Source organism: Streptomyces sp. NPDC048507 (assembly GCF_043199995.1).
Lineage (GTDB): Bacteria > Actinomycetota > Actinomycetes > Streptomycetales > Streptomycetaceae > Streptomyces.
This window is the reverse complement of record NZ_JBICWZ010000029.1, coordinates 39,316-49,992: the sequence shown is the minus strand read 5'-3', so window position 1 is coordinate 49,992 and position 10,677 is coordinate 39,316. Positions and strand designations below refer to the sequence as shown.

At 72.8% G+C, this 10,677-nt stretch carries 15 protein-coding genes; 9 read left to right on the top strand and 6 right to left on the bottom strand.

What is annotated here, in order from left to right; translation table 11 throughout:
- Nucleotides 1-366: 366 nt before the first annotated feature.
- The 6 genes from ACGFXC_RS36370 to ACGFXC_RS36345 all read left to right on the top strand — a co-directional run bounded on the left by ACGFXC_RS36370 (nucleotide 367) and on the right by ACGFXC_RS36345 (nucleotide 4,297).
- On the top strand, nucleotides 367-876 hold the full coding sequence (locus ACGFXC_RS36370) for a cytosine permease (protein ID WP_393719214.1): 510 nt from the start codon (nucleotides 367-369) through the stop codon (nucleotides 874-876).
- Nucleotides 792-1,361: a cytosine permease gene (locus tag ACGFXC_RS36365; RefSeq protein ID WP_393719216.1), complete on the top strand. Its 570-nt coding sequence runs from the start codon at nucleotides 792-794 to the stop codon at nucleotides 1,359-1,361. The genes ACGFXC_RS36370 and ACGFXC_RS36365 overlap by 85 nt, the downstream gene beginning before the upstream one ends.
- Nucleotides 1,340-1,630: a hypothetical protein gene (locus ACGFXC_RS36360; protein ID WP_393719213.1), complete on the top strand. Its 291-nt coding sequence runs from the start codon at nucleotides 1,340-1,342 to the stop codon at nucleotides 1,628-1,630. Before ACGFXC_RS36365 ends, ACGFXC_RS36360 begins: the two co-directional genes overlap by 22 nt.
- Nucleotides 1,627-2,130, top strand: a complete 504-nt coding sequence (locus ACGFXC_RS36355; RefSeq protein WP_393719212.1) for a nucleoside deaminase — start codon at nucleotides 1,627-1,629, stop codon at nucleotides 2,128-2,130. The genes ACGFXC_RS36360 and ACGFXC_RS36355 overlap by 4 nt, the downstream gene beginning before the upstream one ends.
- A gap of 275 nt (nucleotides 2,131-2,405) precedes the next feature.
- Entirely contained in the window at nucleotides 2,406-2,735 is a 330-nt protein-coding gene (locus ACGFXC_RS36350) for a hypothetical protein (protein ID WP_393719211.1), read from the top strand.
- A gap of 335 nt (nucleotides 2,736-3,070) precedes the next feature.
- The gene (locus ACGFXC_RS36345) at nucleotides 3,071-4,297 is read left to right on the top strand and encodes a cytochrome P450 (RefSeq protein WP_393719210.1); all 1,227 of its coding nucleotides are present in this window, start codon (nucleotides 3,071-3,073) and stop codon (nucleotides 4,295-4,297) included.
- A 490-nt stretch (nucleotides 4,298-4,787) separates the two neighbouring features.
- Here ACGFXC_RS36345 and ACGFXC_RS36340 read toward each other — a convergent pair whose 3' ends face one another.
- From ACGFXC_RS36340 to ACGFXC_RS36315, 6 genes are all read right to left on the bottom strand, one after another.
- The gene (locus ACGFXC_RS36340; protein ID WP_393719209.1) at nucleotides 4,788-5,054 is read right to left on the bottom strand and encodes a GlsB/YeaQ/YmgE family stress response membrane protein; all 267 of its coding nucleotides are present in this window, start codon (nucleotides 5,052-5,054) and stop codon (nucleotides 4,788-4,790) included.
- A gap of 417 nt (nucleotides 5,055-5,471) precedes the next feature.
- Nucleotides 5,472-6,404, bottom strand: coding sequence for a YihY/virulence factor BrkB family protein (locus ACGFXC_RS36335; RefSeq protein WP_393719208.1), 933 nt, complete (start codon nucleotides 6,402-6,404; stop codon nucleotides 5,472-5,474).
- Nucleotides 6,394-6,981: a hypothetical protein gene (locus ACGFXC_RS36330; RefSeq protein ID WP_393719207.1), complete on the bottom strand. Its 588-nt coding sequence runs from the start codon at nucleotides 6,979-6,981 to the stop codon at nucleotides 6,394-6,396. Before ACGFXC_RS36330 ends, ACGFXC_RS36335 begins: the two co-directional genes overlap by 11 nt.
- Nucleotides 6,978-7,973 carry a DUF6286 domain-containing protein gene (locus ACGFXC_RS36325; RefSeq protein ID WP_393719206.1) on the bottom strand — a complete coding sequence of 332 codons (996 nt, stop codon included), beginning with the start codon at nucleotides 7,971-7,973 and terminating at the stop codon, nucleotides 6,978-6,980. The genes ACGFXC_RS36330 and ACGFXC_RS36325 overlap by 4 nt, the downstream gene beginning before the upstream one ends.
- Nucleotides 7,970-8,164: a hypothetical protein gene (locus ACGFXC_RS36320; RefSeq protein WP_393719205.1), complete on the bottom strand. Its 195-nt coding sequence runs from the start codon at nucleotides 8,162-8,164 to the stop codon at nucleotides 7,970-7,972. Before ACGFXC_RS36320 ends, ACGFXC_RS36325 begins: the two co-directional genes overlap by 4 nt.
- A 75-nt stretch (nucleotides 8,165-8,239) precedes the next feature.
- Nucleotides 8,240-8,746 (bottom strand): Asp23/Gls24 family envelope stress response protein, encoded by a 507-nt coding sequence (locus ACGFXC_RS36315; protein ID WP_393719204.1) that lies wholly within the window; start codon nucleotides 8,744-8,746, stop codon nucleotides 8,240-8,242.
- A 267-nt stretch (nucleotides 8,747-9,013) separates the two neighbouring features.
- On the opposite strand from ACGFXC_RS36315, the gene ACGFXC_RS36310 reads away from it, so the two are divergent.
- The 3 genes from ACGFXC_RS36310 to ACGFXC_RS36300 are packed head-to-tail and all read left to right on the top strand — an operon-like array spanning nucleotide 9,014 to nucleotide 10,532.
- The gene (locus tag ACGFXC_RS36310; protein WP_393719203.1) at nucleotides 9,014-9,592 is read left to right on the top strand and encodes an RNA polymerase sigma factor; all 579 of its coding nucleotides are present in this window, start codon (nucleotides 9,014-9,016) and stop codon (nucleotides 9,590-9,592) included.
- The gene (locus ACGFXC_RS36305) at nucleotides 9,589-10,206 is read left to right on the top strand and encodes an Asp23/Gls24 family envelope stress response protein (protein WP_393719202.1); all 618 of its coding nucleotides are present in this window, start codon (nucleotides 9,589-9,591) and stop codon (nucleotides 10,204-10,206) included. Before ACGFXC_RS36310 ends, ACGFXC_RS36305 begins: the two co-directional genes overlap by 4 nt.
- Nucleotides 10,203-10,532, top strand: coding sequence for a hypothetical protein (locus ACGFXC_RS36300; protein ID WP_393719201.1), 330 nt, complete (start codon nucleotides 10,203-10,205; stop codon nucleotides 10,530-10,532). The genes ACGFXC_RS36305 and ACGFXC_RS36300 overlap by 4 nt, the downstream gene beginning before the upstream one ends.
- Nucleotides 10,533-10,677 lie beyond the last annotated feature (145 nt).

Here is a 10,677-nt window from a genome sequence, read left to right as displayed (position 1 = left end):
CCCTCCCACCAACCCGGCCCCCGGGCGCGGTCCGACCGGACCCGCCCCCGCTCCGACCATGCCCCGGCCGACCACCGCAGCGGGCCCGAACCCACTGACGGGGAAACGAACTTGCGCGGTGGTTGGATTCGCCGAGTGCGGAGCCCACGGGCGCGCGACCCATCCTCCCGGATACGCCGCTGTTGCTGGCCCACCCCGGCCCGGGAGGCTCGCGCCGCGACCCGGGACGCGGTCGGACCGGACGCCCGGCCCCGGCACCTGCTGCTGGCGGCGAGCCCACTCGACCAGCGTCCGACGGTCCGGTCCCGGAAGTGGTCCTGGTCCCGCGGCCACGGGTGCGCGCATCTGCGGGGGTGCGGGCGCGAGATGTCGGGCAGCGCCGGGCCAGCGCCCAGTGGGCGGCCGGTACGGGGGCGCGGCCTCGGCTGGACGCAGGCGCTCCTGGCGATCGTGCTGGGCAGCGCCGTCGGCGCCGCCGCGATCGGCGCCATGTCGACCTTCGGGCCGCGCTCCGGTGTCGGCCTGCTCGTCCAGACGAAGGGCCCGCTCGGCCGGATCGGCGCGGCGATCCCGGCCGTCCTGGTCTTCTTCAAGGCCTGCGCCTGGTTCGCCGTGAACTCCGTCCTCGGCGCGTTCGCCGTACAGACCCTGCTGGGGACCGGGTTCGGGCCGGCCCTCGCGATCATCACCATCAGCCAGGTCGCCATCGCGCTCGTCGGCTACGGATTCATCCACCTCGTCCAAAAGACGATGGCGGTCATCTTGCCGCTGCTCTTCATCGTCGTCTCCGTCTGCACCCTGACCAAGAGCGACCTCGGCTCTGCCTTCGACCCCGGCAAGGCGGGCGCGTCGGCTTCGCGGGAGCCTTCGCCCTGACCATCGCCGTCCAGGCGGCCCGCGCGCTGAGCTTCTCCTCGTACGCCGCCGACTACGCCCGCTACATGCCGGCCGACACCCCGCCCCGCAAGCTCTTCGCGTACGCCTTCACCGGCACCTGGCTCCGCTCCGTCTGGATCGCCGGACTCGGCCCCGCCATCGGCACCATCGCCTTCATCGGAACCCCCACCGACCTCGTCGGCCAGGTCCTGCCCGGACTCTTCGCCACCGTCACCATGCTGGCCCTGGGCATCTCGGCCATCACCTCCAGCTGCCTGGACTGCTACTCCGGCGCGCTGGCCCGGCTGGTCGCGCGCGTCAGGATGCGGCGCCGGCAGGCCGTCCTCGTCGTCGGCGCCCTCGGCGGAACGTTCGGCTGGCTCGCCGGACAGGGCGACTACTGGAAGTCGTTCGAGAACTTCCTGATCCTGCTGGGCAACTGGATCGCCCCTGGCTCGCGGTCATGCTCGTCGAGCGCTTCCTGAGCCGGCGCCCCGCCGACCCGGCCGCCCGCTTCGGCCCCGGCTTCGCCTCCTGGCTCCTCGGCCTCGCCGCCGCCATCCCCTTCATGAGCCAGCCCGGCCTCTTCGTCGGCCCCGTCGCCGCCGCCCACCCCGCGCTCGGCGCGGGCGCCGCCGCCGTCGCCTTCCTGACCGCAGGCCTCATCCACTACGCCCTCACCCGCCGCCCCGGCGCGCGAGACACGTCCACCGGACCCGTCGCACCCCACACCACAGAGGAGATCCCCGCATGACCAGCACCACCGACCGGACCCACGCAGCCACCGACACCGACATCGCGCACCTGCACGCGGCCGTCGCCGTCGCCCGCCGCTCCCGCGCCGCGGGCAACCACCCCTTCGGCGCCCTCCTCGTCGGCCCCGACGGCGGCGTCCTGATCGAGGCCGAGAACACCGTCACCACCAACAGGGACGCCACCGGCCACGCCGCGACCAACCTGGTCCGCCTCTCCACCGCCCGGTACGACGCGGACTTCCTGACCACCTGCACCCTCTACACCAGCACCGAACCCTGCGCGATGTGCGCCGGCGCCATCTACTGGGGCAGCATCGGCCGCGTCGTCTACGCCCTCGGCGAGGACGAACTGCTCGACATGACGGGCGCGAACGAGGAGAACCCCACCATGTCCCTTCCCTGCCGGACCGTGTTCGTCGCCGGCCAGCGCGACCTCCCCGTGACCGGCCCGGTGAACCTGCCGGAAGCCCGCGAAGTCCACACCGGATTCTGGAACTGACCGATCCCACCGACAGCCCCCCGGGGGGGGAGTCATGGCCCCCCGGGAAGGCCCCCACCCAACCGGCCTTACCCGGGCCCGGGAGTGCCTCCCGGGCCCGGACCGAGGTGCCTTTCGCGGCGAGGAGCACCTCCGGCGCCTTCGCCCGCACCGGTTGCCGGGCGCCGAGTTGCCCCGTACAGCTGAATTCGTGCCTGACCTCGACTGAAGGGGGAACAGGTCCCACGTCGCCCGGATGCTCAGGGCGGGAGACCATCGACGCCCAGGAGATCCTGATGCGCTTCCGCAACGCCGCCGTGCCCGCGCTCGGCGCCCTCGCGCTGCTCGTCGCCGTGCCCAACGTGGCCCAGGCCGCCGACGGGGAGTTCAAGTACCGCACCACTCTGGTCGTTCCGCACACCATCGTGGACCCGTCGAGCGGTGTGTGCATCAACCTGGGGGAAGCCACCGAACTGCTCGCGGCCAGGGCGCCCCAGAACCTGACGAACGCCACGGCGACGATCTTCCCGTCCTTCGACTGCGACGGTGATGACTACATCGTCATGCTCCCCGGCAAGACGCTCGGCGAGCGCGTCAAGCTCCGCTCGGTCCTCTTCTCGTCGTAGGCGTCACGCGCGGGAGCCGCGGACGTGCCCGGGAACTCTCCGTTCCCCGGCACGCCCGCGGCACCACCGGTGCCGCGCAAGTCCTCCCGTACCGCCGCGCCATCCAGGGCCTGCCGGGCCTGTTCCCGGCGCCACCGGTCGCGGTCGGCGCTCACGGACCGCGGTGGGGGAGGGGCCCCAGGGACAGCCGTTCCGGGCGCGTCCCCCGGGACTTCGGCGCGGGGGCCGAGACCCTGTTCACGGCGGGCGGTGTGGTGTTCCCTTGCAGAAAGAGGCCGGCTGCCAGGGCGCCGACGGTGTCGGCGTGTCGAAAGCCAAGCTGACGGGGGAATTCCATGACCGCCGCTCCCGACGTCCCCGACATCCTGTCGCAGGAGTTCGCCGACGACCCGTACCCCACCTACCGGGCGCTGCGTGAGCACGCGCCCCTCGTCTGGCACGAGCCGACGCGGAGCTACCTCATCTCCCGCTACGAGGACGTCGCGCGGGCCTTCAAGGACAGGGACTCGCTCTTCACGACGGACAACTACGCCTGGCAGACCGAGCCCGTGCACGGCAAGACCCTCCTCCAGATGAGCGGCCGCGAGCACGCCACCCGGCGCGCCCTGGTGGCCCCGGCCTTCCGCGGCAACGAGCTGCGGGAGAAGGTCGTTCCGCTCATTGAGCGCAACGCCCGCGAACTGATCGACGTCTTCCGCCACAGCGGCTCGGTGGACCTGGTGAGCGGCTTCGCCTCCCACTTCCCCATCACCGTCATCGCCGACATGTTCGGGCTCGACCGCTCCGGCCAGGAGCGCATCAGCGGCTGGTACCGGGCCTTCGTGGCGTTCACCGGCAACCTGGCCGGGGATCCGGAGTGCGCGGCGGCCGGGGCACGGGCGCAGGCCGAGTTCGCCGCGTACATGCTGCCGGTCATCAGGGACCGCCGCGAGCGCCTCGGCGACGACCTGCTGTCCGCGCTCTGCACCGCCGAGGTCGACGGCGTGCGCATGAGCGACGAGGACATCAAGGCGTTCTGCAGCCTGCTGCTGACGGCGGGCGCCGAAACCACGGACAAGGCCGTCGCCGGGCTCTTCTCGAACCTCCTGGCCGATCCGCGGCAGCTCGCGGCCGTCCGGCAGGACCGCGGGCTGATCGACCGGGCCTTCGCGGAGACACTGCGTCACAGCCCGCCCGTTCACATGATCATGCGTCAGGCCGCCGTCGACGTCACCTTGAGCGGTGGCACCGTCCCGGCCGGTGCCACCGTCACCTGCCTGATCGGAGCGGCCAACCGCGACCCCGAACGTTACGAGGACCCGGACCGCTTCGACGTCTTCCGGGAGGATCTGACGGCGACCACGGCCTTCTCGGCGGCTGCGGACCACCTGGCGTTCGCCCTCGGACGGCACTTCTGCGTCGGGGCCCTGCTGGCCAGGGCAGAGGTCGAGATCGCCGCCAACCAGCTCCTCGACGCCATGCCCGACCTGCGGCCCGCCGCGGGCTACGACCCGGCCGAGCAGGGCGTCTTCACCCGCGGCCCGAAGTCCCTCCTCGTGGACTTCACCCCGCCCACGTCCTGAGCCGCGACGATGGACCGCCCGCGCCCCCGGACGTCCGGCAGCATGAGCCGGATTCCGGAGAAGGCGAGTCCGTGACCGCGGGTCACCCAGCGTGATCGGACGCCGGTCAACGCGCTGGAGCCGGCGGTCCCGGTCCAGGACGGCCATCCGCACCGCCGCACTCCGCCGGGTCGGCAGCGGGGCGGTGAGGCGGCGCAGGACAGCGGCGGCCGCCGCCTCGGCGTCCGCCGGGGCGGGACGCCACGCCCGGCCCGGCAGAAGCCGGCGTGCCCGCCCCGCCTCCCGGAACGTCCGCGCGTCACCGCGCCCGTATCCCGCCCGTATCCCGCCCGTATCCCGTCGGTCCCGGTCGCCCGTCCGGCACGGTATGCGAGACCGCCCGGAATGAAAGGGGCCGGATGGACGGGCCGGTCACGGAGGCGGAGCGGGTCGCGCGGGGAGGTGGTGCGGTCGGTCACCGAGGATCGCTGACAGCGATCGGGGACCTTGGTCAGCGCGAGCGCCTTCCGGTGAGGAGGCGGTAGAGCAGGAGCACGATCACCGAGCCGACGATCGCGGCGATCCACGTCGAAAGGTGGAAGAAGCCGTTGAGGGAGTGCACGCCGAAGATCACCTTGCCGAGCCAGCCTCCGAGCAGCCCACCGACGATGCCGATGAGGATCGTGACGAGGCACCCACCCGGGTCCCTGCCGGGCGTGAGTGCCTTGGCGATGGCGCCCGCGATGAGGCCGATGAGGATCCAGGCGATGATGCCCACGATGTACTTCCCTTGCTAGAGGTGGTACTCCGGCAGGGCCGGCGAAGGCCCGGCCGGAGCAGCACGGCTGGTTTCCGTGCGAACGAACGACGGCATAGGGATATCCATTCGAGACCGGTCCAAGCGGGACCAAGGTCCCCTTTCCCCCACCCGCCGCACCTGGCTCCGATCCGGGCGACGGCCGCCTCCTCGGCGGTGTGAACGCTGGTGGCGGGCAGGGGCAGAGCAAGAGCGGCAGCCGTGACCACGGTCCGCAGCACGGCACACCGTCGGGCCGCTCCGGCCGAACCCGTGCCACCGTTCCGGATCCGGGGCCGGGAAACCGCTGTCGCCGGCGGCCGGCCACGGCCGGGGTCTTGGCCCGGCGCGCCCCCGCCGCACGTCGCGCGTGCTCCTGAGGGGCCCGGTCCGCCGGGACTAGGGACGGCCGACGGTCGGCCCCGCCTCGGGCGCGGGCGCGTGGGCGGCGGAGATCTCGTACAGACGGAGCGTGGCGGTGAACTGGGCGCCGGTGAGGAGGGACAGGTTGGACAGCCAGAGCCAGATGAGGAAGACCACGATGCCGGCGAGGGAGCCGTAGAGGCGGCTGTAGGTGCCCAGGAGGGAAAGGTAGAGGGCGAAGCCGGCGGAGACGGCCAGCCACAGCGCGGCGGCGAGGACGCCGCCGGGAAGGCTGTAGCGGCGGCGCCGGGCGGCGGTCGGTCCGGTGTGGAAGACGACCACGACGAGGCCGGCGACCAGGGTCAGCAGCAGGGGCCATCGCAGAACGCTCCAGACGAAGGGCACGCTGTCGTCGAGGTGGAGCAGCCTGCCGACGCTCTGCGCGATGGGCCCGCTCAGGATCAGGACGAGGGCGCTCACGCCGAGGAGCAGGAGCAGGGCGAGGGCGGTGGCGACGATGCGGTGGGCCGCGCGCCAGGGCGAGCGCTGGTCGGGGGTGCGGTGCATGCGGTGCAGCGCTCGGCGGAAGACGGCCAGGTAGCTGCAGGAGGACCATACGGCGCTGGCGGTGCCGCCGGCGAGGAGGGTCCAGGCAGCGGAGTGCCGGTCGAGGGCGCTGGCGAGCAGCTCGTGGAGTTCGGTCCCGGACTGTCCGGGGGCGTAGTGCGTGACGTGGGCGATGAACTGGTGCGCCGTGTCGGGGCTGATGAGGCCGAAGGCCAGCACGGTGACGAGCAGGGAGGGGAGGATCGCCAGGATGGCGTAGTAGGTCAGAGCGGCCGCGTAGTCGGTGATGTCGTCGTTCCACAGCGCGATGGGGGTCCGGCGCAGCGCGGGCCACCAGGCGCCGGCGGTCCGGTCCGCGACGCGCGCGCCGGCGTTGCCTGCGGGCCTCACGTCAGTGGACATGGGGCGCCCCGTGTGTGATGTGGCTGAGGCGCAGGCGGGTCTCGATCCGGTACGGGGCGGCCGCGGCTTCGGCTTCCGCGGTGAGGGCCGTGAGCTGCCCGATGACGGTGTCGGGTGCGGCACCGGGTTCCAGCCAGACGCGCACACGCACGAGCAGGCGCTCGCTCCGCCGTCGGGGATGGACGCGGGCGCGGCAGCGACCGATGCCGTCGATCCCTTCCGCCCGCTCGGTCAGCGCCTCTTCCAGGGCCTGCGTGCGCAGCGAGGTGTGGGCGACGGCCAGCCGGAGCCGGGACGGCCGGCCGACGTGCAGCTGGGCGAGCAGCCACCGGGCGAGCAGTACGGTGACGAGCACGCCGGCCGTGATGACGGCGGGGGTCCACCAGACGTGCGACCGCAGGTCTGCCAGAGCCGTGCGATCGAGCAGCCTCCCTCCGGCGGGCGGCCGGGGCCATCCCGCCGGGAGCCGGTCGGCGATCGGGCTCCACGAGCCGACCGGCCAGGCTCCGCCGACCAGCAGGACCAGGCCGGCGATGGCGAGCGTCGTGCGGTTGCCGGTCGTACGGGGCGCGATCATCCGATGGGTCCCTTCTCCTCGGCAGGGGTGTGACCGGCGGCGCCGGGCGGCTGCCACGTCGGCTGCGGCGAGACCGTGACCCTCAGCCGCGGCGCCCGGCGCAACAGGCAGCTCGACAGGACCCCCTGGGCCGCGGCCGTGACCTGCTCAGCCGCGTCTTCTCGATCACCGAATGCCAGCCGGGCGCGGACGGACAGGCGTCGCCGACCGGCGCGGACTCGCACCGTTTCGATGCCCTCCACGTCACCGGCCGCATCGCGGACCAGCGAAGCCACGGCGGACCGGTCGACGGCGACGCTCTGGCGTGGTGCGCGCGCGGTGACGCTGAGGCGTCCGCGGCGTCCTGGGGTGAGGGCCAGCACCAGCAACCACAGTCCCGCGGCGGCCGCGCCGAGCGCGGCACCGGTGACGGCGAGGTCACCCGGCCGGTGGCCGGCCAGCCACTCGACGGTATCCGTTCGCCAAGCAGCCGCCGGCACGCCGAGGGCGTGGACTCGGATGACATCGGCTGTCACCGCCGCGCACGCCGAGCCGGCCAGCAGAACCAGGAGGGCCATGGGGACGCGCCGCGGCGACCACCAGCGGCGCGGGGTGCGCCCCGCGGGGCTGTCCGCCGGCAACCCCGCGGCGGCCGAAGGGGCCGCGGGCCCGGCGGCGGGGTCCCGAGCCGTGAGCCGGGTGACGGCCAGCCGGGGCCGGGCGACCTCCAGGCCCGTCAGCCGGCGAGTACGGTCCCTGACGTGTTCTTGCACCCGGCGCGCCCCCTGCGCCAGCGGGGTGGGGTACGGCAGAGCCACCCGCAGGGCGACTTCGGCCCGCCGGCCCTGAACGGTCGCCGTCCCGCTGGGCCGTGCCGACCCGCCGGCCCGTGCCGTCCCGCCGGCCCGTGCCGACCCGCCGGCCCGGAGAGCCTCGACGGCGGCCTGCTCGGCGATCTTGCGGACGACCTTGTCCGCGACGGTGGTCGAGCCGCGCTCGGCACGCTCCGTCATCGCCGACTCCGATCGAACATCTGCCGCATCTCCCGCAGATCCTGCGACCGCCCATCGCCGTCCCACCAGGCGCCGACCGCGTATCCGATCGCGCCGAGGGCTGCGACCAGCAGGAACGCGCCGAACCCTCCGAAGTATCCGGCGAACGCCAGGGCGATCCCCGCGACCATTCCGATGAAAGCCCGACTCATCACTCGTCCTTCTTCCTACCTGCCGCCGCCGCAAGGGCCGGCAGCGCCTGCCCGTGTCCTCGTTGCCCGGGACGGCTATTCGACGCGGGAGTCCGCGCCGACGGCCTGGTCGTCGTCCTCGGGCAGGTGCACGTCGTTGACGGCGATGTTGACCTCGACGACCTCCAGACCCGTGATCCGTTCGACCGCCGAGATCACGTTCTCCCGGACGTCCGAGGCGACCTCGGTGACGCTGACGCCGTACTCGACGACCAGGTCCAGGTCGATGGCGGTCTGCCGCTCGCCCACCTCGACCTTCACACCCCGCCCCACGTTCGGCCGCCCACCGGGAACCCGGTCACGGACCGCACCGAGCGTCCGCGACAGACCGCCGCCCATGTCGTACACGCCGTGGATCTCCCGAGCGGCGATGCCCGCCACCTTCACCACGACCACATCCGCGATGGACGTCTTGCCGCGCGTCCCGGCCGGCTCGTCCGAGCCGGTCTTGCCGAGGAAGATCTCGGTCGCCCCCGCCCCCGTCCGGTCCTTCTGCTGAACGAGCGCCTGCTTCGACGCGGGAATCGTCTGCTGCGAGGTCATGTCCGTGTCTCCCTTGTCCGGACGCCGCCCCTGCGGCGCCCCTGCGGTTGCCTTCACTCGGATAGACCCCGACCGGATGCGCTTGTGACGCGTCCCGCCAAGAAATTTTCTCCGCTATCCGGACACATTCGAACTGCGCGCCCGCATGAGAGGGTCCCGGCGGGGCATCCGCACACCGCGGTGAAAGCTGCCGTGACCTGGACCTTCCACACCCGGGCACGGTGCACCGTCCGGACGGCTGAACACCATCACGAAGGGAGCCGCCCCATGACGGGCCCACAGACCAGAGCGCCGGACGAGGAAGCGAACCTCGACGACACACTTCTGGCGGTACGTGCGGGAGAGGGCGACGAAGAGGCCTTCGCCACGTTGGTCCGCCGGCACGCCCCGGCCCTGCTCCGATTGGCGACAAGGCTCCTGGGCGACCGTATCGAGGCGGAGGACGCGGTCCAGGACGCTCTGGTCAGCGCCTGGCGCAAGCTCCCCGAATTCCGGGGCCGGTCCGCGTTCGGAACCTGGGTGTACCGCATCGTCACCAACCGGTGCCTCAACATCCTGCGCGCCCGCAGAACCCAGGTACCGCTCGACGCGGCCGCCGAGGTGGCCGCACCGGAACACAGCGCCGCCCCCGACCGCATCACCGAGGGCAGGGCCGCCGCCACCGACCTTCAGCGAGCTCTGGGTGACCTCTCGGCCGAACAGCGCATTTGCTGGGTACTGAGAGAATTGGACGGTCGGTCCTACCCCTTCATCGCGGAAACGGTCGGCATCACCGAGCAGGCCGTCCGCGCCCGCGTGTTTCGTGCCCGACGCCAACTCACCGATGCCTTGGGGGCCTGGCGATGACCACACCCACCCACCCGCTGCCCACACCGCCCGACCCGGACGACGACCCCACCCTGCCCTGCGGACGACACCTGTCCGACGCCTGGACGGCCTGGGAGGACGGGTACACCGACGACCACCCGAGCACATGCCCCCACTGCGCCGCCGCCGTCGAGGAACTCCGGCAGCTGAGCGCGGCCGTCCACCGGATGGGCCAGGCGCAGGAACAGGACCCGGCCGAATACGACACCACGTCCTTGACCGACCGGGTGATGAACATCGTCCGCGCCGAACTCCGGCCGGGACGCCCCCTCCCGCTCGGCGAACCGGACGAGGCCATATGGATCAACGAGTCCACAGCGGCCCGCGTCCTGCGCGCCGCCGCCGAACGGGTACCGGGAGTACGGGCCGGCTCCTGCCGCATCACGCCGGACCCCGCCTCCCGCACGCTCTCCGTCAGCCTGCACATCGTGGCCCCCGCCGACGCGCCGAACCTGTTGGCGCTGGCCGACGATGTGCGACGTGCGGCCCAGGAAGCGGCCGATGCGCGTCTCGGACTGAACGTCACCGGCATCGACGTCCGCATCACCGGCCTCACCGACCCGCACGACGCGACGAAGGGAGCAGGACGATGAACCCGCCTCCACTGGACGAAGCGCTCGCGCTGGCCGTACGGGGCGTTCCCGGCGTCGCCTTCCTCACCCCCGGCCTCACCGACCGGCTCCGGTCGGCCTTCCCCGACCGTCGAGACGCACCCCGGCCCGCGTCCGGGCTGAGGATCAGGTACGACGGCGACACCGGCCGCTGTGACGTCGACGTCCGGATCGTCACGTTCGCCGAAAGCCGTGCTCTTGACGTCGCCCGCAACACCCGGGCCGCCGTGTACGAGGCCCTGCGCGAGCTCGGCACCGCTGCCGCCGCGGACACCTCGGTCACCGTGACCATCACCGGCCTCACCTGACACCGCGAGCCGACGAACACGCGGCCCACGCTCCCGCGGCCGCCGATGCCGTACCGCCACGGCGATTTCGGTGCGTCAGGCATGGTCCGGACGTGCCGAAATGGCGGTGGCCTGTCCCCTCGTTCGGTTGGGGGAGTGGGCCACC